Annotated in this window: 25 protein-coding genes and 1 pseudogene; 9 read left to right on the top strand and 17 right to left on the bottom strand. The window is 73.4% G+C overall.

Features of this window, described 5'->3' with window-relative positions:
• Positions 1–7 precede the first annotated feature (7 nt).
• From ACIBQ6_RS06470 to ACIBQ6_RS06455, 4 genes are all read left to right on the top strand, one after another.
• Complete coding sequence (locus ACIBQ6_RS06470; protein ID WP_387678471.1) at positions 8–637, top strand: TetR/AcrR family transcriptional regulator; 630 nt, start codon at positions 8–10, stop codon at positions 635–637.
• Positions 634–2,217 (top strand): AMP-binding protein, encoded by a 1,584-nt coding sequence (locus ACIBQ6_RS06465; protein WP_397210516.1) that lies wholly within the window; start codon positions 634–636, stop codon positions 2,215–2,217. The genes ACIBQ6_RS06470 and ACIBQ6_RS06465 overlap by 4 nt, the downstream gene beginning before the upstream one ends.
• Positions 2,214–3,002, top strand: coding sequence for an enoyl-CoA hydratase-related protein (locus tag ACIBQ6_RS06460; protein WP_358301216.1), 789 nt, complete (start codon positions 2,214–2,216; stop codon positions 3,000–3,002). The genes ACIBQ6_RS06465 and ACIBQ6_RS06460 overlap by 4 nt, the downstream gene beginning before the upstream one ends.
• A gap of 178 nt (positions 3,003–3,180) precedes the next feature.
• The gene (locus ACIBQ6_RS06455; protein ID WP_397210515.1) at positions 3,181–4,566 is read left to right on the top strand and encodes an amino acid permease; all 1,386 of its coding nucleotides are present in this window, start codon (positions 3,181–3,183) and stop codon (positions 4,564–4,566) included.
• A gap of 63 nt (positions 4,567–4,629) precedes the next feature.
• Here ACIBQ6_RS06455 and ACIBQ6_RS06450 read toward each other — a convergent pair whose 3' ends face one another.
• Together ACIBQ6_RS06450 and ACIBQ6_RS06445 are read right to left on the bottom strand one after the other, a co-directional pair.
• On the bottom strand, positions 4,630–5,418 hold the full coding sequence (locus tag ACIBQ6_RS06450) for an SDR family oxidoreductase (protein ID WP_397210514.1): 789 nt from the start codon (positions 5,416–5,418) through the stop codon (positions 4,630–4,632).
• A complete protein-coding gene (locus ACIBQ6_RS06445) occupies positions 5,408–6,055 on the bottom strand; it encodes a TetR/AcrR family transcriptional regulator (RefSeq protein ID WP_397210513.1) in 648 nt (215 codons plus the stop codon). Before ACIBQ6_RS06445 ends, ACIBQ6_RS06450 begins: the two co-directional genes overlap by 11 nt.
• 114 nt (positions 6,056–6,169) lie before the next feature.
• Here ACIBQ6_RS06445 and ACIBQ6_RS06440 point away from each other — a divergent pair, with 114 nt between their 5' ends.
• The 3 genes from ACIBQ6_RS06440 to ACIBQ6_RS06430 are packed head-to-tail and all read left to right on the top strand — an operon-like array spanning position 6,170 to position 8,441.
• Positions 6,170–6,409 carry a hypothetical protein gene (locus tag ACIBQ6_RS06440; RefSeq protein WP_397210512.1) on the top strand — a complete coding sequence of 80 codons (240 nt, stop codon included), beginning with the start codon at positions 6,170–6,172 and terminating at the stop codon, positions 6,407–6,409.
• Positions 6,409–6,750 carry a metalloregulator ArsR/SmtB family transcription factor gene (locus tag ACIBQ6_RS06435; protein WP_352327141.1) on the top strand — a complete coding sequence of 114 codons (342 nt, stop codon included), beginning with the start codon at positions 6,409–6,411 and terminating at the stop codon, positions 6,748–6,750. The genes ACIBQ6_RS06440 and ACIBQ6_RS06435 overlap by 1 nt, the downstream gene beginning before the upstream one ends.
• Positions 6,747–8,441 (top strand): SulP family inorganic anion transporter, encoded by a 1,695-nt coding sequence (locus ACIBQ6_RS06430; protein ID WP_397210511.1) that lies wholly within the window; start codon positions 6,747–6,749, stop codon positions 8,439–8,441. Before ACIBQ6_RS06435 ends, ACIBQ6_RS06430 begins: the two co-directional genes overlap by 4 nt.
• A 37-nt stretch (positions 8,442–8,478) precedes the next feature.
• On the opposite strand, the gene ACIBQ6_RS06425 is transcribed toward ACIBQ6_RS06430, so the two are convergent.
• The gene (locus ACIBQ6_RS06425; protein WP_397210510.1) at positions 8,479–8,850 is read right to left on the bottom strand and encodes a hypothetical protein; all 372 of its coding nucleotides are present in this window, start codon (positions 8,848–8,850) and stop codon (positions 8,479–8,481) included.
• A gap of 131 nt (positions 8,851–8,981) precedes the next feature.
• Positions 8,982–9,929, bottom strand: coding sequence for a helix-turn-helix transcriptional regulator (locus ACIBQ6_RS06420; protein ID WP_397210509.1), 948 nt, complete (start codon positions 9,927–9,929; stop codon positions 8,982–8,984).
• Positions 9,930–10,011: 82 nt separating this feature from the next.
• Here ACIBQ6_RS06420 and ACIBQ6_RS06415 point away from each other — a divergent pair, with 82 nt between their 5' ends.
• Positions 10,012–10,719 (top strand): alpha/beta fold hydrolase, encoded by a 708-nt coding sequence (locus tag ACIBQ6_RS06415; protein WP_358301193.1) that lies wholly within the window; start codon positions 10,012–10,014, stop codon positions 10,717–10,719.
• Between the two features lie 28 nt (positions 10,720–10,747).
• On the opposite strand, the gene ACIBQ6_RS06410 is transcribed toward ACIBQ6_RS06415, so the two are convergent.
• Together ACIBQ6_RS06410 and ACIBQ6_RS06405 are read right to left on the bottom strand one after the other, a co-directional pair.
• On the bottom strand, positions 10,748–11,434 hold the full coding sequence (locus ACIBQ6_RS06410; protein ID WP_358301190.1) for a response regulator transcription factor: 687 nt from the start codon (positions 11,432–11,434) through the stop codon (positions 10,748–10,750).
• 17 nt (positions 11,435–11,451) lie between these two features.
• On the bottom strand, positions 11,452–12,630 hold the full coding sequence (locus ACIBQ6_RS06405) for a histidine kinase (protein WP_397210508.1): 1,179 nt from the start codon (positions 12,628–12,630) through the stop codon (positions 11,452–11,454).
• Between the two features lie 135 nt (positions 12,631–12,765).
• Here ACIBQ6_RS06405 and ACIBQ6_RS06400 point away from each other — a divergent pair, with 135 nt between their 5' ends.
• A complete protein-coding gene (locus ACIBQ6_RS06400; RefSeq protein ID WP_397210507.1) occupies positions 12,766–14,307 on the top strand; it encodes an alpha/beta hydrolase in 1,542 nt (513 codons plus the stop codon).
• Here the strand turns inward: ACIBQ6_RS06400 and ACIBQ6_RS06395 are convergent.
• The 11 genes and pseudogenes from ACIBQ6_RS06395 to ACIBQ6_RS06345 all read right to left on the bottom strand — a co-directional run bounded on the left by ACIBQ6_RS06395 (position 14,304) and on the right by ACIBQ6_RS06345 (position 26,708).
• Positions 14,304–15,353 (bottom strand): NEW3 domain-containing protein, encoded by a 1,050-nt coding sequence (locus ACIBQ6_RS06395; RefSeq protein WP_397210947.1) that lies wholly within the window; start codon positions 15,351–15,353, stop codon positions 14,304–14,306. The two genes, ACIBQ6_RS06400 and ACIBQ6_RS06395, sit on opposite strands and share 4 nt — an antisense overlap.
• Positions 15,354–15,416: 63 nt before the next feature.
• A pseudogene (locus ACIBQ6_RS06390) lies at positions 15,417–16,459 on the bottom strand (alpha-L-fucosidase); the annotation flags it as partial.
• Between the two features lie 143 nt (positions 16,460–16,602).
• Positions 16,603–17,460 (bottom strand): GNAT family N-acetyltransferase, encoded by an 858-nt coding sequence (locus tag ACIBQ6_RS06385; protein WP_397210506.1) that lies wholly within the window; start codon positions 17,458–17,460, stop codon positions 16,603–16,605.
• The gene (locus tag ACIBQ6_RS06380) at positions 17,457–18,431 is read right to left on the bottom strand and encodes a hydroxyacid dehydrogenase (protein ID WP_397210505.1); all 975 of its coding nucleotides are present in this window, start codon (positions 18,429–18,431) and stop codon (positions 17,457–17,459) included. Before ACIBQ6_RS06380 ends, ACIBQ6_RS06385 begins: the two co-directional genes overlap by 4 nt.
• Positions 18,415–19,467: a dihydrodipicolinate synthase family protein gene (locus ACIBQ6_RS06375; RefSeq protein ID WP_397210504.1), complete on the bottom strand. Its 1,053-nt coding sequence runs from the start codon at positions 19,465–19,467 to the stop codon at positions 18,415–18,417. Before ACIBQ6_RS06375 ends, ACIBQ6_RS06380 begins: the two co-directional genes overlap by 17 nt.
• On the bottom strand, positions 19,467–20,489 hold the full coding sequence (locus ACIBQ6_RS06370) for an NAD-dependent epimerase/dehydratase family protein (protein WP_397210503.1): 1,023 nt from the start codon (positions 20,487–20,489) through the stop codon (positions 19,467–19,469). Before ACIBQ6_RS06370 ends, ACIBQ6_RS06375 begins: the two co-directional genes overlap by 1 nt.
• Positions 20,489–21,334, bottom strand: coding sequence for a carbohydrate ABC transporter permease (locus tag ACIBQ6_RS06365; protein WP_358301166.1), 846 nt, complete (start codon positions 21,332–21,334; stop codon positions 20,489–20,491). The genes ACIBQ6_RS06370 and ACIBQ6_RS06365 overlap by 1 nt, the downstream gene beginning before the upstream one ends.
• Positions 21,331–22,185, bottom strand: coding sequence for a sugar ABC transporter permease (locus tag ACIBQ6_RS06360; protein ID WP_344207378.1), 855 nt, complete (start codon positions 22,183–22,185; stop codon positions 21,331–21,333). The genes ACIBQ6_RS06365 and ACIBQ6_RS06360 overlap by 4 nt, the downstream gene beginning before the upstream one ends.
• Complete coding sequence (locus ACIBQ6_RS06355) at positions 22,185–23,408, bottom strand: ABC transporter substrate-binding protein (RefSeq protein ID WP_397210502.1); 1,224 nt, start codon at positions 23,406–23,408, stop codon at positions 22,185–22,187. Before ACIBQ6_RS06355 ends, ACIBQ6_RS06360 begins: the two co-directional genes overlap by 1 nt.
• Positions 23,409–23,420: 12 nt before the next feature.
• Positions 23,421–24,641, bottom strand: a complete 1,221-nt coding sequence (locus ACIBQ6_RS06350; protein WP_397210501.1) for a Gfo/Idh/MocA family protein — start codon at positions 24,639–24,641, stop codon at positions 23,421–23,423.
• A complete protein-coding gene (locus tag ACIBQ6_RS06345) occupies positions 24,642–26,708 on the bottom strand; it encodes a hypothetical protein (RefSeq protein ID WP_397210500.1) in 2,067 nt (688 codons plus the stop codon).
• Positions 26,709–26,712 lie beyond the last annotated feature (4 nt).

The following is a 26,712-nucleotide window of genomic DNA, read 5'->3' as shown; positions in this document are numbered from 1 at the left end:
CCTGGCCATGCGGTCAAAAATCGATCAGGACGGCCAGAAGAAGGCCTCGTTCATCGAGGAGGCCCGGCGGCGGCAGATCGTGGAGGGCGCCATCTCCACCATCGCCAGCGCCGGGCTGCCCCAGGCGTCGCTGGCCCGGATCGCCCAGGACGTCGGCGTCAGCAGGGGCGTGATCTCCTACCACTTCGCCGGCCGGGACGAACTGATCCAGCAGGTCGTCAACGCCCTGTTCACCGAGAGCAACCGGTTCATCAAGGCTCGGGTGGACCGGGCGCCGGACGCCCCGCACCGGCTGCGCGCCTTCATCGAGGCGAGCTTCGAGTTCATGGCGGCCAACCGCGCCAACTTCGTCGCGCTGGTGGACATCTGGGGCAGCTTCGGATCGCCCGAGGCCAAGCGCCGGTTCAACGCCGACATGTACGACCCGTGCCGCCACCACCTGGAGGGCATCCTGCGGCGCGGCCAGGACAGCGGCGACTTCCGCGACTTCTCGCCGCGCACGCTGGCCGCCACCGTCCAGGGCGCGATCGACGGCGTCATGCTCCAGTGGGTCTTCGACGAGGAGGCCGTCGACCTGGCCGACTGCGCCGCCGAGCTGACGACGATGTTCGACATGGCCACCCGGCGGCGAGCGTGACGGCCACGCCGCCGTCCGGCGGGGAAGCGGCCGGGCCGACCGCGGACGGCCTCGGCGGGTTGCTCCGGGACCGGGCCGCCGCGCACGGCGACCGGGTGCTGTTCCGCTTCGGCGGCGCCGAGACCACCGTCGCGCAGGTGGAGCGGCGGACCGACCGGCTGGCGGGCGTGCTGGCCGGGCACGGCGTCCGCCGCGGCGACCGGGTGGCGGTGATGCTCGCCAACGGCGTCGGCTTCCCGGTCGCCTGGCTGGCGATCGCCAAGCTGGGCGCGGTGATCGTCCCGCTGAACCCCGGGTATCGCAGCGCCGACCTGGCCCACGTCGTCAAGGACTCCGCGCCGGTGCTGGCCCTGGCCGGCTCGGCCGCCGCGGCCGGGGCGCTGCTGGCGCTGGGCCTGGGCGAGGTCGGGCTGCTCGACGCCGCCGACGCCGGGCCCGCGCCCGAACCCGTCCCCGCGGGCGCCTTCGACGCGGGGGCCGAGAGCGACGCCGCGTCCGGCGCCCCCGACCTGCCCGACGTCGGCTGGGACGACCTGCTCAACCTCCAGTACACCTCGGGCACCACCGGGTTCCCCAAGGGCTGCATGCTCACCCACCGCTACTGGCTGCACCTGGCCGAGCTGGCGGCCGACGTCGCCGCCGTCACCTCGGACGACGTGGACCTCACCGCCCAGCCGTTCTACTACATGGACCCGCAGTGGAACACGGTGCTGTGCCTGCTGACCGGCATCCCGCTGGTGATCCTGCCGCGCTTCTCCGCCTCCGGCTTCTGGCCGTCGGTGCGCGAGCACGGCGCCACCTTCTTCTACGTCCTCGGCACGATGCCGCTGCTGCTGCTCAAGCAGCCGCCCGACCCCGAACGGGACCGGGCCCACCGCGTCCGGCTCGTCCTGTGCTCGGGCATCGCGCCCGCCCTGCACGCCGCGATCGAGGAGCGCTGGGGCGCGCCCTGGCGGGAGGCGTACGGCAGCACCGAGGCCGGGGTCGTGCTGGCCGTCCGGCCGGAGGACACCGCGTGCGTCGGCACCGGCGCCATGGGCCGGCCCGTCCCCGGCAAGGAGGTCAAGATCGTCTTGGCGGACGGATCCGACGCCGCGGACGACGAGGTCGGCGAGATCATGGTCCGCGGCCGGCCGATGCTGACCGGCTACTGGAACCGGGACGAGCCGCTGCTGCGCGACGGCTGGTACCCCATGGGCGACCTCGGCCGCCGGGACGCCCGCGGCCACTACCACCTGGTCGGACGGCTCAAGGAGATGATCCGGCGCGGCAGCGAGAACATCGCCGCCGCCGAGGTGGAGGCGGTGCTGACCGGCCATCCGGCCGTGCGCGCCGCCGCCGTGATCCCGGTGCCCGACGAGCTGTTCGGCGAGGAGGTCAAGGCGTTCGTGCAGGTCGCCGAGCCCGTCGAGCCGCACGAGCTGGTCGACTACGTCCGGGCGCGGCTGGCCGACTTCAAGACGCCGCGGTTCGTGGAGTTCGTCGAGGCGTTCCCGATGACGCCGTCCGAACGCATCGCCAAGCACCTGCTGCCGCCCGGACGGGACGGCGCCCACGACGCCCGGGAGGCAAACCGATGAGCACCGATCTGCGGGTGCGCCGCGCCGGCTCGGCCCTGGTGGTCGCCTTCGACCGGCCCGAGGTGCTGAACGCCTTCCGCCAGCGCACCTACGGCGAGCTGGTCGCCGTCCTGGACGAGGCCGCCCGCGACGACGCGGTGGGCGCGCTGGTGCTCACCGGCACCGGCCGCGCCTTCTCGGCCGGGACCGACCTGAAGGAGGCCGGCGCGCAGCTCGCCGCCGGGTCCGACGCCGACCTGGTCGAACGGACCGCCGCGCTCCAGGACCTCACCCGCCGCTTCACCACCCACCCCAAGGTGATCATCTCGGCGGTCAACGGGATCGCGGTCGGCGTCGGCGTGGAGCTGGCCATCGCCAGCGACCTGCGGCTGGCCGGCCACGCCGCCTCGTTCGCCTTCAAGGAGGTGCACCGCGGCCTGTTCCCGAGCAACGGCGTGCTGTACTCGCTGCCCCGCCTGGTCGGCCACGGCCGCGCGGTGGACCTGCTGCTGACGGGCGAGACCGTCGGCGCCGCCGAGGCGTACCGCGCCGGCCTGGTCAGCAGGCTGGTCCCCGACGCCGACCTGCTCGACACGGCGCTGGAGCTGGCCGAACGCGTCGCCGCCGCGGCGCCCACCCCGGTACGCCTGATCAAGCAGGCCATGCGGCAGGTCTGGGAGCTGGACCTGGAAGAGGTGCTCGACCTGGAGACCGAAGGGCTGCTGGCCTGCCTGCGCGGCCAGGACGTGCGCGAAGGCGTCCGCTCCTTCGTCGAACGGCGCCCCGCCGTCTACCGCGGCCACTGACCGCTACCACTGACCGCTACCACTGACCGCTACCACTGACCGCTACCACTGACCGCTACCACTGACCGCGGCCACCGACCGCGCCGCCCGTACCGCCCCCGCGATCAACCTGACCCCGGCCCCGCCATGGGCCGGGGTCCGACCTCTCCTATCCGAGAACAGCAGGGAGCCGAACGCCATGACCGGGCACGACAGCGGGGGATCGCTCCACCGCGGACTCAAACGACGCCACATGACCATGATCGGGCTCGGCGGCGTCATCAGCGCCGGCCTGTTCGTCAGCAGCGGCAAGGTGATCGCCGACACCGGCCCGGCGGCGCTGGTCGCCTACGCCCTGGGCGGCCTGATCGTCGTCCTGGTGATGCGGATGCTCGGCGAGATGGCCGCCGCCCGGCCCTCGGCGGGCTCGTTCGCCGACTACGCCCGTGCCGCCCTCGGGCCGCGCGCCGGGTTCCTGGTGGGCTGGTGCTACTGGCTGTTCGCGATCGTCGCGGTCGCGTTCGAGGGCGTGGCGGGGGCCAAGCTGCTGCACTCCCTGTCCGGCGCCGTCCCCGTGCTGCCGACGGCCGTCGCGCTGCTGGCGGCGCTCACCGCGGCCAACCTGGTCTCGGTACGGCTGTTCGGCGAGACCGAGTTCTGGCTGGCCTCGGTCAAGGTCGTGGTGATCGTGGCGTTCCTCGCCGCCGGGGCGCTGTACGTCCTGGGGCTGTGGCCGTCCGGCGGCGGCGCCGGTCTCAGCGCGCTGACCGGGCACGGCGGGTTCGCGCCCAAGGGCTGGGGAGCGGTCCTCACCGCGCTCGTCACCGTGCTGTTCTCCTACTTCGGGGCGGAGATCGTCACCATCGCGGCCGCCGAGTCGGCCGAACCCGCCAAGGAGGTCGCGCGGGCCACCCTGCGGGTGGTCTGGCGGGTGCTGATCTTCTACGTCGGCTCGGTGCTGGTCATCCTGGCGGTCGTGCCGTGGAACCGCGTCCCGGCGGGCGGCGCGGACAGCCCGTTCGCGGCCGCCATCGCCGAGCTCGGCGTCCCCGGCGCGGCGACCCTGATGACCTGGGTGATCCTGGTCGCGGTCGTGTCGGTGATGAACGCCGCGCTGTACGCCGCCTCGCGCGTCCTGTGCGCGATGGCCGCCCGCGGCGACGCCCCCGCCGCGGCGGCGCGGGTGCGGGCGTCCGGGGTGCCCGCGCCCGCGTTGCTCGGCGGCGGCGCGCTCGCGCTGGCCGTGATGGCCGGCGCGTTCGCGGTCGGCGACGACGCCTTCGACCTGCTGATCAACACCGCCGGGCTGCTGGTGCTGCTGCTCTACGTCTTCGTGGCGCTCAGCCAGCTCCGGCTGCGCCGGCGTATGGAGGCCGAGTCGCCCGAGCTGCTGCGGCTGCGCATGTGGGGTTTTCCCTGGCTGAGCCGGGTGGTGGTGGCGCTGCTGGTGCTGGCGTTCGCCGCCGTGGCCTCGTCCGCCGAGGCGCTTCCCGTGGTCGGGGCGGTCGCCGTGGCCGTCGGCGGCACGCTGCTCGCCTACGAGATCAGATCCCGCCGCAAACAGCCCGCCGACGCGGTCGCCTGAACGGTGGCCTGAACGGTGGCCTGAGCGGTGGCCGGTCGGCGGCCCTCAGCGCCGTCAGCGCCGTCAGCGCCAATGAAGGTCGCCGAGCAGCGCCGCCTCCGCGCCTCCGTCGGCGAAGATGATCTGGCCGGTGACGAAGCGGTTGTCGGCGCCGGTGAGCCAGCACAGGAGCTCGGCGATCCACTCCGGCCGCCCGGGGAAGCCGCCGAACGGTTGCGGCGCCGCCGCCTCCACCGCGGCCCGCGCCTCTTCGCTCGCGAAGATCCAGGCGGCTGCCGGCGTGTCCACGACGCCGGACGCGACGGCGTTGAGCGCGATGCCGGCGCCTGCCCACTCCGGTGTGGGGGCGGCTCTGCGCACCCAGCGGTTCAACGCGCGCTTGGCGATCCCGTAGGCGCCGGCCGGGCCGCCGGCGGACGGGTCCGCCTCGACGAGGGCGACGGCGGCGGCTTCGTCGCCGTCCAGGCACGCCTGCATGACGCGCTCGTCGGCGGGGGCCAGCGACGAGGTCGACGACACGACCACGGCACGAGGGGCCCGGCTCCGCGCCAGCACCGGACGTAGACCTTCGAGCGTCGCGACCGCGCCGAAATAGTTCGTCGCGAGCAGCCCGGTCCTGCCGCCCCCGGCGACGGCGAGCACCGCGTCGACGGTCCCGGCCGCGCTCACCTGCTCGACCAGCGACCGCCGGCCCTCGGGCGTGGAGAGGTCGGCCGGGACGTCGGCGTCGTCGAGGTCGCAGCCGATGACCGTGGCGCCGCGGGCGCGGAGCAGGGCGGCGGTCGCGGCGCCGATGCCCGACGCCGAACCGGTGACGACGTACGTCCGCCCGGCGATCCCTTCAGCTGACATCGTGTTCCCCTTCCGGATCTTCCCAGGACTTCTCGCTCGTACTGCGGTCGAAGAGTTCGACCAGTTCGTCCGCGCAGAGGCCGGGGTCGAGCCCGGCGGCGAGGAGCGGGACGACGCTGTCGATCGACGCCCGCAGCGCCGCCGCCATGACCCGCGGGTCGAAGGTGCGGAAGACGCCGGCGCGCTGCCCGTCCGTGAACAGGCCGGCCAGCCGGTCCAGCGACTCGGTGTGGTGCCGTTCCCAGACGCCTTGACCGCTGTTGAGCAGGATCTGCTGGAGCGCCCGCACCTGAGAGGAGTGGGCGGCGATGAACGCCACGTTCGCCCGGATGGCGGTGGCGAGCAGTTCGCGGGCGCCGGTCGCGGCCTCCACGGCGGGACGCACGTGGGCCTCGGCGTCGCCGGCGATCTGGTCGGCGACGGCCGCGAACAGCTCGTCCTTGCTGGAGAAGTGGTAGGTGATCAGCCGGCTGCTGCTGAGCCCGGCCTCCTTGCAGATGGCGTCGAAGGTGGTGGCCTGGTAGCCGCGCTCGCCGAGCAGGGTGATCGCGGCCCGGATGATCTGCTTCCTGCGGGCCGCGGTCGCCGCCTGATGGGGGCCGGGCGGACGGCCTTGATCGCCGTCGCTGTTATCCATACAGATAACGTTATCTAGTCAGATAACAAACGGCCAAGCCATATAGAACTTGCGAATTTTCGCAATTCGTTTAACACTTATCTCGTCAAGGCAGGCCTGAAGGCAGGGGACAGTGTGAGCGAGGCGTTCGCTGCGGCGATCCGGCGCCGGGTGGATGAGGCGGCCGGCGCGCTGCGCGCGGCCGAACAGGACGGCGACGCCGACGCCGCGCTGGCCGCCGCCGGCGGGCTGGACGAGGTGCTGCGGATGGCCCGCGCGCACGGCGTGAACACCGGCGTGAACACCGGCGCGGACCCCGGCGCGGGGCCCGGCGCGGACCCCGGCCCGGCCCGCGGGGGACAGGAGGCGCGCTGATGTCCGTCCCCCTGTACGAGGCCAAGGCCGAGCTGTTCCGGCTGCTCGGGCATCCGGTGCGGATCCGCGTGCTGGAGCTGCTCCAGGACGGCCCGATGCCGGTGCGCGACCTGCTGGCCGAGATCGAGGTGGAGCCGACCGGCCTGTCCCAGCATCTGGCCGTGCTGCGCCGCTCGGAGCTGGTCACCGCCCGCCGCGACGGATCGACCGTCGTGTACGCGCTGTCCGGCGGCGACGTGGCGGAGCTGCTGCGCGCCGCCCGCCACCTGCTGCAGGCCAAGCTCTCCGGCCGGCACGCCCTGCTGAACGAGCTGCTCGAATCGGAGGCCGGCGAACGGTGACCTCAGTGCTCCGGGCGGGCTGGGCCCGTCTGCGCCCCGTCCTGCCCGGCCGGGCCGATCTGGCCGCGTTCGGCCGTCATCCGCGCCGCGACCTGCTGGCCGGGCTGACGGTGGCCATCGTGGCGCTGCCGCTGGCACTCGGCTTCGGCATCTCCAGCGGGCTGGGCGCGCAGGCGGGGCTGGCCACCGCGGTGGTGGCCGGCGCGCTGGCCGCCGTCTTCGGCGGCTCGGCCCTGCAGGTGTCCGGGCCGACCGGGGCGATGACGGTGGTGCTCGTCCCGATCATGCACGCGCACGGCGCCACCGGCGTGCTGACGGTGGGGCTGCTGGCCGGGCTGCTGCTGCTCGGCCTGGCCCTGGCCCGGGCGGGCCGGTTCATGATGCTGGTGCCCGCGCCGGTGGTGGAGGGCTTCACCCTGGGCATCGCCTGCGTGATCGGCATGCAGCAGGTGCCCGCCGCGCTCGGCGTGCCCACGCCCGCGGGTGACAAGGTGCTGGCCGTGGCCTGGCAGGCGGTACGCGACTTCGCCGCCCGTCCGAACTGGGCCGCCCTCGCCATGGCGGCGGCGGTCGCGGCGCTGATCCTGGTCGGCGGACGCCGGCGGCCCGCTGTGCCGTTCTCGCTGCTCGCCGTCGTCGCCGCCACGCTCGTCGCGGAGCTGGCGGGGTTGCCGGTGACGCGCATCGGCGCCCTGCCCGCGGGGCTGCCCGCCCCCTCCCTGGAGTTCCTGGACGTCGCCGCGCTGAGCTCCCTCGTCGCCCCCGCGTTCGCCGTGGCCGCGCTGGCCGCGCTGGAATCGTTGCTGTCGGCCGCCGTCGCCGACGGCATGAGCGTCAACCATCGGCACGACCCCGACCGCGAGCTGTTCGGCCAGGGCATCGCCAACCTGGTCGCCCCGCTGTTCGGCGGCGTCCCGGCCACCGGCGCGATCGCCCGCACCGCCGTCAACGTGCGCGCGGGCGCGTCCTCCCGGCTGGCCGCGCTCGCGCACGCCGCGATCCTCGGCGTCATCGTGTTCACCGCCGCCGGGCTGGTCGCCCGCATCCCGCTGGCGGCCCTGGCCGGGGTGCTGCTGGCCACCGCGGCGCGGATGGTCGAGGTCGGCTCGGTGACGTCGATGCTGCGCTCCACCCGGGCCGACGCCGTCGTCCTGGTCTCGACCGCGGTCGCGACCCTCGTCCTCGACCTGGTCACCGCCGTCATCCTCGGCCTGATCGTGGCCGGGGCGCTCGCGCTGCGCGCCATCGCCGGGAACGTGCGCCTGGACACCGTGCCCCTGCAGGCCGACCTGCCCGGCGACCACGACGCCGAGGAGCACGAGCTGCTGGCCGAGCACATCGTCGCCTACCGGCTGGACGGGCCGCTGTTCTTCGCCGCGGCGCACCGCTTCCTGCTGGAGCTGTCGGAGGTCGCCGACGTCTCGGTGGTGATCCTGCGCATGTCCCGCATCACCACGATCGACGCCAGCGGCGCCCTGGTGCTCGGCGACGCCGTCACCCGCCTGGAACGACGCGGCATCACCGTGTACGTCTCTGGCATCCGGGACGGCCACCACCGGCCGCTGCGCGCCCTGGGCGCGATCGCCCGCCTGGACGAGGCCGGCCAGGTGTTCGCCTCGACCCCGGAGGCCATCGCGGCGGCTCGCCGCCATCTCCACCGCACCGGAGTCCTCCCCGCCCCCATCGGCTGACCGCCGACGAAGGCGGGGCGGGCAGGTGGTGCCGCGATCAGTAGCAGTACCAGGAGAAGGCGTTGCGCTCGTCGTGGAAGGCGGCGTGGGACAGGCCCGCGCCGTGCTGCCAGCGGCACGCGTCGTGCATGTTGATGCCGTGCATGGTGCCGTCCACGCCGACGCAGCGCCAGCTCCAGACCGACTTCGGATTCTGGGCCACCGAGTTGAGGTGGCCCAGGCTCTGGCAGTACGCGTGCAGCCGGTCCAGGCCCGGCTGGCCGGTCGCGGGGCCGGCCGCGGGGGTCGCCTGGGCGGGCGGCGCGGTGGTGGCGAGGGCGGCCAGGCCGAGCCCGGCGGCGAGTGCGGTGGCGGCGAGGGCCGCGGTGACCTTCCCGGTCCGGGGGCGCGGCGCGCTGACTGCGTTCACGGGTCTCTCCTTCGCTGCGGACGGCCCGGTCGGCCGCCTCGCACCCCAGGCAAGCGGCCGGACCGGGGTGTCCAACAGCAGCTCGGACGGACCCGGACGGACTCGGCTGGCACCGTCCCTCCAGTACCGCCTCAATCGGAGGTCTGGTCAAGCAGGCTCTGGGCCAGGCGGCGGACGGCCGTGCGCAACTCCGGTGGCGACTGGATCGTGAACGGGAAGCCGAGCCCGGCGAGCATGGCGGCCATGCCGTCCAGGGACTCGGCGCGCATCCGCAGCAGCACTCCGTCCGGGGTCTCGGTGAGCGTGGCCACCGACGGCGGGATGCGACGGGCCGCCTCCGCGAGGGGCACGCGCAGCACGACCTCGACGAGGTGCGCGTACGGCACCCGGGCCAGCGACGCGGTGACCTGCCGCACCGGGTCGGACTCCGCGGGGATCTCGTAGGAGGCCGTCCCCGGGACGACCGAGGAGATCCGGTCGAGGCGGAAGGTGCGCAGCTCGCCGGACAGATGGTCGAGGCCGGTCACGTACCAGCGGCCGGAGTGGAAGACCAGGCCGTGGCCATCCAGTTCGCGTTCGGTGGTGGAGCCCTTCCAGGAGCGGTAGCCCAGCGTGACCCGGCGGCGGTCGCGGATCGCGGCGGCCAGGGTCAGCACGGCCCGGCTCGCGGGCGTCCGCGCCGCGCGGGCGGCGAGGGTGAAGTCGAGGGTCTCCTCCAGCGCGCCGGCCTGCTGCCGCAGCGTGGCCGGCAGCACCCGCCGGATCTTGGCCAGGGCGGCCTCCGTGGCCTCGGCGGCCAGGCCCAGGCGGCGTCCGGCGAGCAGGCCGAGGACGACGGCGGTGGCCTCGTCGTCGGTGAGCATCAGCGGCGGCAGCTTGTAGCCGGGCATCAGCCGGTAGCCGCCGTACCGGCCGCGTTCGGCGGCGACGGGGATGCCCAGGTCGGCGAGCCGGGCGGCGTAACGGCGGACGGTCCGTTCGTCCACGCCGAGCCGCTGGGCGAGGTCGCGGCCGCCCAGCACGTGGTGGGCCTGGAGCAGTTCGAGCATCGCCAGCATCCGGGTCGCCGGATATGACACAGGTCACCCTCTTTATCCGGGCGGGTTCTGTCCGCTTTCGGCTCTAGCGTAGCGACATCGGCTCACTTGGAAGGACGACGAGATGGCGAACTACGTGCTGGTACCCGGATTCTGGCTCGGCGCCTGGGCCTGGGACGAGGTGGCGCACGAACTGCGCGCCGCCGGGCACCAGGTGCGGGCGGTCACCCTGACGGGGGTGGCGGAGCGGGCCGGCGAGCTGTCGCCGGAGGTCGGCGTGGAGACGCATGTCGCCGACATCCTGGCGGCGATGGACGGATGGGACGACGTCGTCCTGGTCGGGCACAGCGGGGCGAACGTCCCGGTGACCGCGGTCGCCGACCGGCATCCCGAGCGGCTCAGCCGGGTCGTCTACGTGGACGCCGGGCCGCTGCCGTCCGGGGCGGCGGTGATCGACTTCAACGACGAGGACACCCAGAAGGCCTGGCGCGCCCAGGTCGGGGACGGCCACGCGCTCGACGTGCCCGCCTACGAGCAGGGAAAAGGAAAGTTCGCGGGCCTGACCGAGGAGCGCTGGGAGCAGATCCGCGCGAAGGCGACGCCCCAGCCGTGGGGCGCGGTGGTGCAGCCGGCGCAGCGGCCGGAGCGCATCCCGGCGACGCCGAAGACCATGGTCGCCTCGACCATGCCGATGGCGGTGATCCGCGAGCTGATCGACTCGGGGAACCCGGCGTTCGCCGCGCTCGGCACGCCTGAGTGGACGTTCGCCGAGCTGCCGACCGGCCACTGGCCGATGTTCTCGCGGCCGGCCGAGCTCGCCGCGCTGCTCTGACGTCCGCGGCCCGCCGGGGAAGGCCGGCTCAGCGCGGCTGCCCGCGGACGGGGGCCTGCTCGGGCGGCCGCGGCGTGCCGTCCAGGTAGGCGAGCACGGCGCGGACGCGGCGGTGGCCTGAGTCGTCCGGGGCCAGGCCGAGCTTGGCGAAGACGTTGCCGATGTGCTTGTGGACGGCGTTGTCGGAGATGCGCATGCGCTCGGCGATGGTGGCGTTGTCGTGCCCCTGCGCCATGAGGGCCAGGGACTCCCGCTCGCGGGCGGTGAGGGCGGCGAGGGGGTCGTCGGCGCGGCGGGCGAAGAGCTGGGCGACCACTTCCGGGTCCATCGCGGTGCCGCCGGCCGCGACCCGCCGCAGGGCGTCGACGAACTCGGCCACCCGGCCGATGCGGTCCTTGAGCAGGTAGCCGATGCCGCCGCGGCCGTCGGCGAGCAGTTCGCCGGCGTACTCGCGCTCGACGTACTGCGAGAGCACCAGGATCGGCAGCGCGCCGTGCTCGCGGCGGGCCCGCAGCGCGGCGTGGATGCCCTCGTCGCGGAACGACGGCGGCAGCCGCACGTCGACGATGGCGATGTCGGGGCGGTGCTCGGCGACGGCGAGCAGGAACGCCTCGCCGTCGCCGACGACCGCGACGACCTCGCAGCCCCTGGCCGCCAGCAGCAGCTTCAGCCCGCCGGCCAGCAGGACGTTGTCCTCGGCGATCACGACCCGCAAGGGACCTCCTTCGACGGTCACGACGCGCACGGCATCCGGACGGCGAGCGTGGTGGGTCCGCCCGGCGGGCTGTCGAGGCGCAGCGTGCCGTCGAGGGCGGCGACCCGCCGGCGGATCCCGGGGATCCCGGTGCCGCGCGCCTCGTCGGCGCCGCCCCTGCCGTCGTCGGTGACCTCGACGGACAGCACGTCGCCGGCCCGCTCGATCCGCAGGGACGCCCTGGTGGCGGCGGCGTGCTTGGTCACGTTCGTCAGCGCCTCGGCGATCACGTAGTAGGCCACCGTCTCCACGGACGGCGGCAGCGCGCCCAGGTCGGCGAGCTCGATGTGGACCGGCACGCTCGACCGGGCGGCCAGCGCCGTCAGCGCGCCGTCGAGCCCGCGGTCGGCGAGGATCGGCGGGTAGATCGTCTGGAGCACCGCGCGCAGCTCGGCCATCGCCTCCTCCGCCGTCTCGTGCGCCTCCTGGAGCAGCAGGGCGACCGTGTCCGGGTCGTCGGCGAGCGACTCGCGGGCCAGGCCGAGGTGCATGGCGATGGTCACCAGGCGGGCCTGCGTCCCGTCGTGCAGGTCGCGTTCGATGCGCTGGAGCTCCGCGCCGTGGGCGTCGACCACGCCGACCCGGCTCCTGGTCAGCACGTCGACCCGCTCGGTGAGCCGCTCGCGGGCCGACGGCGCGAGCAGCGCCAGGGACAGCCGGGCGTGCAGCCGGGCCAGCGCGGGCAGCCCCCACCAGGCCGCCGCGCCGAGGACGACGATCTGGGCCGACCCTCCGGCCAGCGCGGTCGTCCAATCGTCCACGGGAACGTCGAAGAACGAGAACAGCGTGGGACGCGCGTCCGCCGGGAACGCCTGCCACGCGACCATCGCCACCGCGGCGACCACGATGTTGCCCAGGCACAGCAGGGCGGCCAGCCCGAGCGGGAACCCCGTGGCGACGTGCGCGAGCGCCCAGGCGAGATCCCGCCGCCCGCCCGGCACCCCGTCGCCCGGGGCGCCGAGCAGCCGGCCGGCCCGCCGGCGGTGCCAGGCCGCCCAGCCCCGCCCCGCCGCCGGCGCGAGCAGCACCGGGAGCGCGAGCGCCGTGGCCACGGCGGTGGCCAGCGTGCCCAGCAGGTAGCCCGAACCGGAGAACAGCCGGGAGACCGAGCCGGACGACAGCCAGGACATCGAACCGGGGAAGGCACGGTCACGCATGCGCACCTCCTGACCTGCGTACCGGAGCACCAGTATCCCGTCACCGTCCGGGGCCGGACACTACAGCGGGCTGTACCAAGGGCGTGCGGCCGGCTGTATCGTGCCGGGCGTCCGGCCGGAATAGCGTCCCCGGCCATGAAACCGACACGTGTGCGGCCGCTCGGCCGTCTGGTCCAGGCCCTCGCCCTGATCGCCCTGTCCGTCGCCGTCGCGCCCCCGGCCGGAGCCGACGCCGGCGCGCCCGCGGCGACCGGAGGGAAACCCCCGGCGCTCGACTGGAAACGCTGCTCCCTGGGCCCGGACGACGCCGTCGGCAGGCAGCTCGACCAGGCGGGCGCGCGCTGCGCGGAGCTCGCCGTCCCGCTCGACCACTCCAGGCCGGGCGGCCGCGCCATCAAGCTCGCGCTGTCCCGCATCCCCGCGACCGACCGCGCCCATCGCATCGGCACCTTGGTGCTCAACAGCGGCGGCCCCGGCGAGAGCACGCTCGGCATGCCCCTGCGGACCCGCGCGGCCATGAAGGACGTCGCCGCCCGGTACGACGTCATCGGCCTGGACCCGCGTTTCGTCGGGCGCAGCACGCCGCTCGACTGCGGCTGGCCCATCGGCCTGTGGCTGCGCTCGGCCGGCTCGACCCGCGCCCGGTTCGACCACCAGGTGGCGGTGCAGCGCGACCTGGCCGAGCGCTGCGCCCAGCGGCACGCCGACGTGCTCCCGTACGCCAACACCCGCGACACGGCCCGCGACATCGACCTCGTGCGCCGCGCCCTGGGGGAGCGCCGGATCTCCTTCCTCGGCTACTCCTACGGCAGCTACCTGGGCGCGGTCTACACGCAGATGTTCCCCGGCCGCACCGACCGGGTGGTCCTGGACAGCGCGGGCGACCCGGGCAAGTGGGGCCCCAGGGCGATGCGGGGCACCGAGGACGAGGCGGACCGCGCGCTGCGCGCCTGGGCGTCCTGGGCCGCCGGACGCCACGGAACCTACGGGCTCGGCGCGACCCCCGCCCGCGTGCTCGCCACCGTGGACACGATCGTCGCCGCCGCGGAGGAGCGTCCGCTGCGCGTCGGGGCGTACGAGGTGGACGACCAGGCGGTCCCGTACCTGCTCTCCGTCGGCTCCGCGAACGACCGTCCCGAGGCGCGCGCCGAGTTCGCCGCCACCGTCCGGACCCTGAACGAGGCCGCGCACGGCCGCCCGGCCGAACCCGGCGCCGAGCTCGCCGGATTCCTGGCGTTCGTCCTGACCAGCGCCGGTTCGCCGCTCGCGAGCCCGGCCGCCGCGATCACCTGCGGCGACCGGGCCGCGCCGGGCGACCCCGACGTCTACTGGGACGACGTCCAGCGCAGCCGGGCGCGTCACCCGCTCTTCGGCCCGGTCAAGAACAACATCTGGCCCTGCGCCTTCTGGCCGGACGAGCCGCGCGAGCCGCTCACGCACGTCGCCAACCCCACCCCCGCGCTGATCGTGTCCGCCACCGGCGACACCGCCACCACCTACGAGGGCAGCAGGGCCATGCACCGGGCGCTGACCGGCTCCCGCCTGCTCACCCTGCGCGGCGCCATCGCCCACGGGATCTACGGCGAGTACGGCAACGCCTGCGTGGACGCCAAGGTCAACGCCTACCTGGCCACCGGCGCACTCCCCGCCACCGACCAGACCTGCCGCCCGCGTTAGCGGCCTCGCACCCGTACCTCCGCCAGGGCGAGCGGGTCGGTGCCGGAGGAGAGCTGGATGCGCACGTGCCGGCCGGTGGTGCCGGCGGGCAGTTTGACCGTGCTGGGCCGGCCGGCCTGTTCCTGCACGTGCACGGCGGTCACGCCCGGCGTCGTGCGGGCCGCCTCCAGGCCGTCGCCGGTGATCGGCTGCTCGGAGGACATCACCCAGTAGTCCCGCAACCGTTCGGCGCAGCAGTCGGTGCGGTTCCAGATCTCCACGCTGTCCAGCGCGGCCGAGGCCCCCAGATCGACCTGCCACCAGGCTTCCCTGGCCGGTTCCTGGGTGTGGGTGACCGAGCCGTTCCAGAAGCCGCCGTCGGTGTTGCCGTCCACGGCCCGCGCGGCCGGGGCGTCGTAGCCGGTGCTCTGCTGGGTGGCCGGCTTGCCCTGGGCCAGGTTCGGCAGCACCACCGAGACGGGGAGCAGGTACGCCGCGCGCAGCCGTCCGGACCTGAGCGTCGCCTGGATCCCGAGCGCGGCGGGCTCGGCCCCGGGCGGCACGGTCACGGTGACGGGCACCTCGGTGCTCGCCCCGGCGGCCAGGTGGCCGATCCGGGTGCTGGCCGGGGTCACCGTCCAGCCGTCGGGCGCGGCGAGGGTCAGCGAGGCCGCGCGCAGCGGCGTGGAGCCGGGGTTGGTGACGGTCACCTTGCCGGTGAGGGTCTCACCGGCCTGCGCCTGCTCGGGCAGGTCGGTGCCGAAGCGCGGCAGGGCCGTCACCCCGGGCGTCTCGATCTTGAACGAGTAGGCGTACTGCCCGGTCTCGGCGGGCGTGGTGACGACCACCCGGCCCTGCTCGTCGCGCTGCCACGGCAGCGGGCCGGCGTCGGAGCCGAGCAGCGTGATCCGCGTCCCGGGGCCCGCCGGCACGTCCGCGCCCAGCGTGAGCCGCTCGCCCGGCCACTTCAGCGCGGTCGCGTAGAGGACGCCGTCCTTGACGGTGTACCGGACGTCGTCCGGGCCGCCCTTCTCCTCGGCGCGCGTCCAGTACGTGGTGCCGTACATGGCCTCGCCGTTGACCTTCAGCCAGGAGCCCATGTCCAGCAGCCGTTCCCGCTGCACGTCGGGGATGGTGCCGTCGGCCTTCGGGCCCACGTCCAGCAGCAGGTTGCCGTTCTTGCTGACGATGTCCACGAAGGAGTCCACGAGCTGGTCGGAGGTCAGGTAGTCCTCGATGGGCTCGTTCTGGTTGTAGCCGTAGGAGTGCGCGATGCCGCGGCTGGCCTCCCACTTGACGGGGTCGATGTCCGGCTTGACGGAGTACTCGGGCGTCTGGAAGTCCAGCTCGTGGCTCTCCAGCGCGCCGCTCTCGATCTTGCACCGGTTGGCGACCGCGACCTCCTTGCCCTTCTTGGCCGCCTTGTTGTAGTAGTCGGCGATCACTCCGGCGGTCTGCCACTGGGCGGCCGAGCGGTCCCACTGGCCGTCGCACCACAGGATGTCGGGGTCGTAGCCGTCGATCAGCTCGCGCATCTGCGGGAGCATGTAGTCCTTGACGTAGTCGCCGCTCTGCGGAGCTCCGGTGTAGGGCACGGGCTGGCCGGTGTACGGGTTGGTCGCCGGGTGGCCGGTGAACAGCGGGTTGTACCACTCCATGAGCGAGTAGTAGAAGCCCGCGCGCAGCTTCCCGTCGGCGCGGGCCGCGGTGAACAGCTCCTTGGCCAGGTCACGCTTCGGGCCCAGCGCCATGGTGTCGCGCTCGCTCACCTTGCTGTCCCACAGGGCGACGCCCTCGTGGTGCTTGGAGGTGAGGACGAAGTACTTGGCCCCGGCGTCGTTGAAGAGCTTGACCCAGTCGGCGGCGTCGAACTTCTCGGCCTTCCACTGCTCGGCGAAGCGGTCGTAGGCGAAGTCCGGCCCGTAGGTGTCCCGGTGGTAGCTGTTGGTCGCGTTCCCGGGGGAGTTCATGTAGTACCAGTACCACTCGGCGTAACTGCCGCGCGGGCCCCAGGCCGGGACGGAGTACCCCCCCAATGGAGGAAGATGCCGAACTTGTCGTTGTTGAACCACTTAGGGGTCGGGTGACTGTTCAGGGATTCGACGGTCGGCTCGTAGGGGCCGTCCGTAGCGGCCTGAGCAGGAGCGGGAAGACATCCGATGATACTGAGCATGGAGACGGCGAGAAGTCGACGTAAGCGGGCCATGTCCACTCCAAAGCGGGTGAAGAGATTGGAGGAAAGGTAGCCCGATCTTTGTTCTCTCGGCAAGAGCTGCACGGAGATTCATCCGATGTCTGCCCGGAGAGGCGTAGCTGTCAGAAGTAGTCCGCCGGCCAGTGGGCGGCGTTCTCCGCGCCCACCACGGGGCCCGGGTCGCCCAGGATCGCGCGGGCCATCCCTGTGCGGTCCCGCTCCCGGACGACGCTCGCGAACAGGTGCGGCAGGGCCGGGTCGTCCCAGGTCAGCCTGGCCCTGCCGGTACGGACGCCCCTGGCCGCCGCCTCGGCGGCCAGCGCGGAGAGCACCCCGGGCAGGTCTCCGGCCACCTCCAGCACGTCGAGGACGCCGCCGTCCCAGCGCACGGCGGCGTACCCGGCGTCCCCGGCCAGCAGCTCGACCGGGTCGCCGTACCAGATCGGCAGCCGGTCCCGCCAGTGCGCCTCGTCGCGCACGGCGGTCAGCGGACGCCGCGCGTTGTGCCGCTCGTACACCTCCCGCAGCACCGCCGCCTCGCCTACCGGGATCCTGCGCAGCCCCCGCCCGGCCGGGCCGGTCCGGCGCAACGGGCCGGACACCGTCCGCAGCTCGAAGCCGGTCCAGTCCTTGTAGACCCCCGGCGTGCCGGTGAACAGCAACGACCAGGCGCAGCCGTCGGCCGCCATCGCCTCGGCCGCCAGCGCCAGCAGCCGCCGGACGTGCCCGCGCCCGCGGACCGACGGATGGGCGGCGACGTTGGCCACGCCGCCCGCCCGCACCTCGCCGCCCAGGCCGTCGTGCAGCCGGCGCGGCAGGTAGTACACGCAGGCCGACACGTCGCCGGTCACGAACGTCCGGCCGTACCGGCCGGGGTCGGTCTCGTACAGGGGCACCACGTGCGGGGCGTCGAAGCAGGCGGCCCACAGCGCGTAGAGCGCCTCCCGGTCGCCCGGACGGGCGGTGCGCAGGGACGTCATCCCATCCTCCCCAGCAGCTCCGGCGTCACCTCGTGCGCCAGCGGGAGGCCGCCGGCGTACCGGGCGATCTCCTCGACCACCACCCGGCCCTGACGGGCCCGCCCCGAATCGGTGCCGGCCGCCTGGTGCGGGGTGAGCAGCACGTTCGGCAGCGCGCGGAACGGGTGCCCGACCGGCAGCGGCTCCTCGTCGAAGACGTCGACCGCCGCGTCCAGCCGTCCCGAACGCAGCTCGGCCAGCAGGGCGGCCTCGTCCACCAGCCACGACCTGGCGGTGTTGACCAGCCCGGCGCCGTCGGGCATCAGCGCCAGCTCCCGCGCCCCGAGCAGGTGGCGCGTCTCCGGCAGCGCAGGGGCGTGCACGGCCACGATCCGGCTGGTGGACAGCAACTCGTCCAGCTCCACGGCGTCCTCGTGGTAGGGGTCGGCGACGGTGACCTCGGCGCCGAGCGCGCGGACGAGGTCGAGGTAGGCCCGGCCGGTCCTGGAGGCGCCGATGACGCCGATCGGGCAGCCGAGGATCTCCCGCCTGGCCGGCGCCCGCTCGGCCGCCTCCCACGGCCGGCCGCCGCGCAGGGCGTGGTCGAAGCGGTGCACCTGGTGCAGCAGCGCCAGCGTGAACGTCAGCGCCACCTCGGCCACCGACCGGGCCATGGCCGCGCCCGCCTGCGTCACCCGGACGCCCCGCGCCCACAGCTCGCCGGTGACGAACGGCTTGACCGTCGCTCCGGTGTGCGCGACCAGCCGCAGCCCCGGCGCCCGGTCGAGCAGCTCGGCGGTCAGCGGCGGCACCCCCCAGGAGGTCACCAGCACCTCGGTGCCGGGCAGCGCCTCGGGCAGCGCGCGGTGGTCGTCGAGCAGCCGCACGTCCCCCAGGGCCAGCAGCGCGGCGGGGTCGGGGAAGAACTGCGCGCGCAGCGGCGGCGGGACGCTGACCAGGACGCGCACGGCGGAGTCAGCCGAGCCAGGCATCGCGGTGCTCGGCCACGAAGTCGTCGTCGGTCAGCCACGGGTAGGCGGCGCCGACCCGGGTCAGCTCCTCGGCCTGGCCGGGGGAGAGGCCCTCGTCCGGGTCGAGGCACCAGGTGCCGGCCAGCAGGCCCTGCCTGCGCAGCACCTCGTGCACGCCGGCGATGCAGCCGGCGAAGGCGTTGGCGCTGTCGAAGACGGCGGCGTTGGCGTCGGTGAGCGCCGTGGCCCGGCCCCACCACCGCGCCGGGTCGTCGCGCAGGCCCTCGACCATCTCCACCGCAGCCCGCGTCCACACCGCCCACTGGCCGAGCAGGCCGCCGGCGAAGCGCAGGCCGCCGGGCAGCTCGGCCAGCAGGTCGCCGATGATGTGGTCGTCGTTGCCCGTGTAGAGGGCGACCTGGTCGGCCCGGTCGGAGGCGGCCACGCCGTGCGCCACGTCCAGCGAGCGGTAGCGGTCGAACGCCGCCACCTTCACCGCGACCGTGGAGGGCTGGTCGGCCAGGGCCCGCCAGAAGCCGCGCGACAACACCGGCCCGCCGATCGCCGCCTGGAGGTAGAAGCCGACGACCGGCAGCACCTCGCCCACGGCCCGCGCCCGCGCCAGCAGGTCGTCCTCGGAGGCGCCGGGCACCACCGGCGAGAGCAGCACGGCGTCGTACCCGAGCGAGGCGGCCAGCTCGGCCTCGGCCACCGCCTGCGCGGTCGGCCCGCACGCCCCGGCGACCAGCACCGGCCGCTCCCGGGCCGACTCACGGGCGGACTCACGGGCGGACTCATGGGCGGACTCACGGGCGGACTCGCGGGCGACGTCGGCGGCCAGCCGGAGGACCGGCTCCAGCAGCCCGGCCCCGCGGATCGCGAACTGGGTCGTGTGCACGCCCACGGCCAGGCCGCCGGCCCCCGCCGCCAGGTAGTACCGGGTGAGCGCGGCCTGGCGGCGCTCGTCCAGCGTCCGGTCCGCGGTGAGCGCCAGCGGGTGGGCGGGGATGACGGTCCCCGCCCGCAGGCGCGACAGCGCGGGATTCGGCGTGGGCATCAGAATCTCCCGTCTCGTACGGCGAACTTGGTGGGCTTGCCCGACGTCGGCAGCCCGGCGGCCAGCCAGTCGGCCTGCCAGTCGACCAGCGTGCCCAGCGGCACGTTCGGGTAGCCGAACAGGCGGTGGCACAGCGTGGCGTCGTTCAGCAGCGCCGTCGCGGCCTCCGCGCCCTCGAAGGACACCGGCGTGCCGAGGCGCGCGCCGAAGGCGGCGGCCACCCGGCGCACCGAGGCGGTCTCGGGGCCGGTCAGGTTCAGCGTGAACGGCGTGCCCGCCGTCGCGTGGGCCAGCGAGCGCAGCACGACCTCGTTGGCGTAGCCCTGCCAGACCACGTTGACGTGCCCGGTCGTCACGTCCACCGGAGCGCCGGACAGCACCCGCTGGCCGATGTCGGCCAGCACGCCGTACCGCAGGTCCACGGCGTAGTTGAGGCGGACGATCGTCACGGCCGTGCCGCGGGCGGCGGCCGCGTGCTCGAAGACGCGCTCGCGGCCGAGGCAGCTCATCGCGTACTCGCCCACCGGCCCGACCGGGTCGCCCTCGACGCTCCCGCCGGAGGACAGGGGCACCAGCGGGTAGACGTTGCCCGTGGACAGCGCGGCGACGCGCGCACCGCCGTACCGCTCGGCGACGCGGGCGGGCAGGGCCGCGTTGACGACCCAGGCCAGGTACGGCGCGGCGGACGTGCCGAACTTCGCCCCGACCATGAAGACCACGTCCGCGGCGTCGGGCAGCGTGCCCAGGTCGCCGTCGAGCAGGTCGAAGGGGACGACGTCCACGCCGTGCCCGGCGAGGGCGCCGGCCGCCGCGCGGTCGGACCACCGGGAGACGGCGAAGACGCGGTCGGCGCCGCGACCGGCGGCGTCCAGGCCGCGCCGGGCCAGGCGGCACAACGTGGGCCCCATCTTGCCCCCGGCGCCCAGCACGACCAGGTCGCCGGAGCCGGCGGCGAGGTCGGCGACGAGCGACTCGGACGGGCGGGTGAGGTGCTCTTCCAGATCGTCGACGGAGGTGAACATCAACCCTTGATCCCCGACATCGTGACTCCTTCGGTGAAATAACGCTGGCCGACCAGATAGGCGGCGAAGATCGGTACGAACGCGACCGTGGCCCCGGCCAGCACGACGCTGAGCGGGACGTTCTCCGTCTGCAGGGAGGCGATGCCCACGGTCAGGGTGCGCATGTCGGCGCCGCCGCCGATGATGAGCGGCCAGAGCAGGTCGTTCCAGTGCCACAGGAAGACGAAGACGCCCAGCGTGGCCAGGATCGGCTTGCACAACGGCAGGACGATCCTGATGAAGATCCGCCATTCGGAGGCGCCGTCGAGCCGGGCCGCCTCGAACAGCTCGTCCGGCAGGCCCATGATGAACTGCCGCATGAGGAAGACGGCCTGCGCGTTGGCGAGCGTCGGCAGGATCAGCCCCCAGTACGTGTCCACCCCGCCCAGCTCGGCGATGAGCATGAAGGTCGGGATGAGCGTCACGTGGTAGGGCACCATGACCATGGCCAGGAACGACCAGAACATGGGCTCGCGGCCGGGGAACCGTTTCTTGGCGAAGGCGTATCCGGCCAGCGAGGCCAGCAGCAGCACGGCCACCACGCTGACCACGGAGTAGATGAGCGTGTTGACCGTCCAGGTGACCAGGTCGCGGCCGCCCAGCACCTCGCCGTAGGCGCTGAAGTCGACCGGCCAGGGCAGCATGCTCTCCGGGAACGTCACGGCCGTGCCCGGCTTCAGCGACAGCACGACCATCGCGTAGAAGGGGAACAGCGTGACGGGCGTGGCGACGGCCAGCAGGACGAACCTGGCCACCTTCCCGCCCCTGGTCGGCTCCAGCGCCTTGTACGGGCGGTATGTCGTCACTTCGACCTCCCGATCATCAGGCGCTGGACCAGCGCGACCACGAGGGTCATGACGAACAGCGCGACGCCGATGGCGCTGGCGTAGCCGAAGTCGAAGTTCTTGAACGCCTGCTCGTACAGGGCCATGACCAGCGTGAAGCTGCCGTGCGCCGGGCCGCCGCCGGTCATCACGTAGACCAGGTCGAACACCTGGAAGGAGTTCGTCGTCTCGATCACGGCGACGAAGAACAGCGCGGGGCGCAGCTGCGGGGCCACGATGTAGCGGAACCGCTGCCAGGTGGAGGCGCCGTCGGTGAGCGCGGCCTCCTCCAGCTCCCGCGGCAGGTCCTGCAGCCGGGCCAGGACGATCAGCATGCCGTACCCGAACCTGGACCAGACCGAGACGATCACCAGGGCCGGGATGACCAGCGTGGTGGAGGCCAGCCAGGACTGTCCGGTGAGCTTGGTGATCGGCCCCTCGGAGGAGAACAGCCAGGTGAAGACCGTCCCGGCCAGGACCAGGCTGGTGACGACGGGCAGGAAGAAGACCGAGCGGAAGAAGGCCGCCCCGCGGAAGGCGCGGCGCACCAGCAGCGCCATGCCCACCGAGGCGGCCATCGACGCCGGCACGTACAGGATCGTGTAGATCAGCGTGATGCGCAGCGACTCCCAGAAGACGGGGTCGGCGGCCATCCGCCGGTAGTTGTCCACGCCGGTCCACTCCGGGCTGGCGCCGATGGAGGAGTCGAAGAACCCCAGCAGCACCCCCGCGACGGACGGGCCGAACCGGAACAGCAGGAAGAGCAGGAGGCACGGCAGGACGAACAGCAGTCCGGTCCGCGCCTCCCACCGCCTGACGTCGATCGCCGCCATCAGCCACCCAGCAGCGCGTCCGCGGCCTTGGCCGCGTCGGCGAGCGCCTGCTCGGGCGTCTTCTTGCCGATCAGCGCGGCCTGGATCTCGGGAGCCAGGACGCCCATCACGTCACGCGCCTTCTCGTGCAGCGGCCCGGCCGTGGTCAGGTCGAGCGCCTTCTCCACCTCGGCCTGCACCGGGTCGGCCGCGTACAGCGAGCCGGTGGACTTGCGCGGGGAGAAGTAGCCCGAGGCCAGGTCGTAGGCCTTGCTCGGGGCGGCGCCGGTGGCGAAGCCGATCCACTTGCCCGCCGCCTCCTTGTGGTCGGACGCCTTGAGCAGGGCCAGCGAGCCGACCGTGCCGTAGGCGACCTGCTTGGCGTCGGTCAGCGGCGGCAGGACCTTGATGTTCTCCTTGCCCCAGAACGACTCGACGTCGGCGGGCAGCTGCTGCCAGGTGCAGGCCACCTTGTTCTGCGCGGTCCTGGTCTGCTCGAACTTGGGCAGCCCGGTCAGCAGGTCCTTCTCCACGTAGCCGCCGTCGGCCAGCTTCTTCAGGAAGGTCAGCGCCTTGACGCCCTCGGCGCCGCCGAAGGCCGCCGACTTGCCGTCGGGGCTGAACACGTCGCCGCCCGCCTGCCACAGCAGCGGGTAGAACGACTGGTTGAGGGTGGCGGCGGGGTCGGCCCAGTAGTTGGTGACGTCGACGTCCTTGGCCTTGAACTTCGGGGCCAGGGCGAGCACGTCGTCCCAGGTCTTGGGGAACTCGGTGACGCCGGCGGCGTCGAACGCCTTCTGGTTGCAGACCAGCGGGTTGGCCGACATGAGGATCGGCGCGCCCATGACCTTGCCGTCGATGGTGACCGACTTCAGGGCGTTGTCCCGGTAGTCGGCCTTGTCGGCGAGGTAGGCGTCCACCGGCTCCAGCGTCCTGGCGTACTTGGGGAGCTGGTCGGGGATGAGGTAGACCACGTCGGGCGCCTTGTTGCCGGCGATCGCCGTGGACAGCGCCTCGTCGCGCTTGGCCCACGGGTAGATCTCGACCTTGACGTCGATGTTCGGGTTGGCCGCCTCGAACGCCTTGGCCTGCTCGTCCCAGAACGCCTGGTGCTTGGGCTGGTCGGCGATGTTCGGGTAGATCCACATGGTCACGGTCTGCTTCTCGTCGCCTCCGGAGCCGCCGCCGCAGGCGGTCAGCGTGCCGAGGGCGGCCGCAGCGGCGGCCAGCGCGCGCAGTCGCATGATGGTTCCTTCCTAGAATGCGGGCACGGTGACGACCGTGCCGCTGTGCCGGGCCTTCTCGGCGGCGAAGACCGCGAGGTGGCTGTGGAGCGACTCGGTGGGGCCCGAGCGCACGTGTGCGGGGTCGCCGGTGGCCAGCGCGGTGACGAAGGCGTCCATCACGCCGTCGTCGCCGCCGCCGTGGCCGTCGCCGGCGTTCGAGCCGGTCTCGGTGACGTTGCGGCGGCTGCTGCGGCCGTCGCGGAAGTCGAGGACCTCGACCGACTCGCCGTCCCCGATCAGCCGTCCGTGGGTGCCGAAGATCCTGGTCTGGCGGTGGGTCTGCTCGGTGAAGGCGGTCATGGTGAAGGTCGCGGTCGCGCCGCCGGTCAGCTGCATGGCGAGCACCTGGTGGTCGACCACGTCGTTGTCGCAGGCGTAGACGCACCTGCCGTACGGGCCGGTGCGCAGGGCGTGCATGACCTGCTCCTCGTTCTCGCCGAGGACGCTGGTCGGCCAGTCGTAGCCGCGGTCCAGGTACAGCCGGGGAGCCGAGTACGGGCACCGGGGCTCCAGGACGCAGTCGAGGCAGCGGTCGGCGGCCTGCTCCGGGCGCCGCTCGGGCCTGAAGTGGCCGAGCGAGCCGAAGCTGGCGACCTGCTCGATCCTGAGCCCGGTGACGTAGGTCAGCCAGTCGAGGTCGTGGGAGGACTTGGCCAGCAGCATCGGGCTGGCCAGGCGCTCGCTGCGCCAGGGGCCGCGCACGTAGGAGTGCGCCTGGTGCCACCAGCCGACCGGCTCCAGGTGCTCGACGCTCATGACCTCGCCGAGCACGCCGCTGTCCACGGTCTCCTTCACCAGCGCGGTGTAGGGCGTGTAGCGCAGCACGTGGCAGACGGCGAGCAGCACGCCGGTCTCGCCGACGGCCGAGACGATCTCGCGGCACTCCTCCTCGGTCGGCGCCATGGGCTTCTCGACGAGCAGCGCGTAGCCCGCCCGCGCCAGGGCGATGGCGGGCTCGACGTGCAGGCGGTCCTGGGTGGCCAGGACGACGGCGTCGGCCACCCGCTCGCGCAGCAGGTCGCGCCAGTCGCCGAACTCGCGCACGCCGGGGTCGGCCAGCTTGGCCCGGCGGGCGGGGTCGGGGTCGGCCACCGCGACCAGCTCCGCGCGATCGGGGTGCGCGGCGATCCAGGAGGCGTAGGTCTGCCCCCGGTTGCCCGCTCCCGCGACCGCCAGCGTTATTTTTCGCACCTAAATCACCAGATTTCCTGATGTGAGGACCTTCGGGCCGTCAGCCGGCAGCTCCCTGGCGACGCCCTCCTCGACGTTGCCCGTGTGCTGGACCACCTCGAAGGCCTTGATCGACAGGCGGCCGCCGCCGAACTGGCAGCCGGTCGCCGCGTAGCGGTTCCGGCCGGCGTCGAGCTGGACGTGGGCTCCGGCGTTCTGGCTGCGGACCCCTGCGAGCTGCCAGGAGACGAGCCCGGCGGCCTCCACCCGCGACAGCCCGGCCTCGGCCAGCTCGGTGCCGCCGTCGAGGCGGATGCGCTGGTCGGCCTTGCCGGCGGCGGCCAGGCCCACGTTCTTCACCGTGCAGCCGGTCAGCGCCACCGAACCGGCCAGGACCAGCGGGGCCGCGCCCTCGGCGCCGTTCAGCGTCGAGCCGGACAGGCGCAGGTCCGCGCCGTTGAAGGCGTTGCCGTTCAGGCCGTGGAAGGTGGTGCGGCTGACGTGCAGCGGCGCGGTCACGTTCGCCTGGACGATCTCGCTCTTGGCCGGGACGTTGAAGACGCAGCCCTCGATCAGGTTGGGCCGCCGCGACACCTTCGACTGCTGGGAGACGATCAGCGTGTGGCTGGCCGAGCAGCCGCGCATCTGCACGCCGTCGGCGTTGACCCAGATCATGCCCGAGCCCTCCAGCGACGGCTTGCCGATGACCTGGAGGTCCTCCAGCGTCAGGTCGGTGACCTTCACCCGGGCCACGAACCACGAGCAGACGTGCTTGCGCACCGTGATGCGCTTGGCCGCCGAGCCCCAGGCCGCGCCGGAGTTGGCGAAGGTCATCAGGCCGGAGTTGCCGGTGTAGGTCAGGTCGTGCTCGTACTGGCCGTGGGTGACGAACGGGCCCTGGTCGTCGCCGTCGCCGTGGCAGTTCTCCACGTAGCAGTAGGCGCTGGCGGTGAAGTCGTTCAGGTGCCGGGCGTTGGCCGTGTGGCAGTCGCGGACGTGGCCGTACAGGCAGTAGATCTGCTGGGTCAGGTAGCCCGCCCCGCCCCAGGTCACGCTGGCGGGGTTCTTCAGCGTGCAGCGTTCGGTGCGGAAGTGGGTGGCCCAGCGCCGCATGATCAGCGGCCAGAACGTGCCCGTGCCGTGGATGCCCTCGACGTCGCAGTGGACGGCGTACTCGTAGGCCAGCGGGTGCGAGCCGGTGTACTGGTCGCCGTTCGCGACGCCCTCGAAGCGCAGGTTGCGCACGTGCACGCGCTCGACCGGCTCGACCAGGGTCCAGGTGATCGTGCGGCCGGCGGCCAGCTCCCAGCCGTTCTTGTAGTTGACCCGGATGTGCGTGCCGTCGACGATCTGGGTGACCTCGACCAGCTTCTGCAGCTCGCGCTCCCAGCGGCCGGACAGCGCGTTGACCTCGGCGCTCCACCACTGCCCGACCTTGAAGGCGGCGGAGTCGGCGACCTCGAAGACGTCCGACAGGTCGGGCACCGGGGCGCTCAGCTTGTGGCTGACCGTGGTGCCGGTGACCTTGCCGCGGAAGAACATCACCGCCGCGAACGGGTCGTCCTGGCCCGCCTTCTCGATGCCGACGGTGCGCATCGTGTGGCCGCCGAAGTCGAGCACCAGGTTCGAGCGCTGGAACTTGTGGCGCTTGACGAAGTTGAGGTCGGTGTGGGCCTCGATCCTGGAGACGGCGGGGTCGCCGACCATGGCCTCCAGAGCGTCGTCGGCGGGGGTCTTGTCGTCGAAGACGCCGAAGGCGCGGAAGTCGAGGCAGCCGTCGTGCAGCTGGATCCAGCGGCCCTTGGGCGCGGAACCCAGCACGGTGCCGCCGTTGGCGGGCGCGGTGGCGGCGGCGTCCCAGCGGACGAGCTTGCCGCCGCCGTCGCCCGGCTTGAGATAGCCCGCGACCTGCGCCAGCGTGCCGTCCGCCAGTTTGGCGGCCTCGAAGGCGAGCAGCTCGGCCACGGTGGCGACCGCCTGCACCTCGTCCTTGGGCTTCTTGTCCGGCTCGGCGAGCGCGGGCTTGGCCATCAGGACGGTGCCGACAGCCGCTAAACCGGTGACGCGCAGGATGTCACGACGTTCCATGGGG

The sequence above is a fragment of the Nonomuraea sp. NPDC049655 genome, from assembly GCF_044465465.1.
Lineage (GTDB): Bacteria > Actinomycetota > Actinomycetes > Streptosporangiales > Streptosporangiaceae > Nonomuraea.
The sequence above is the reverse complement of the archived record's forward strand: the minus strand, read 5'-3'. Positions and strand labels throughout refer to the sequence as shown.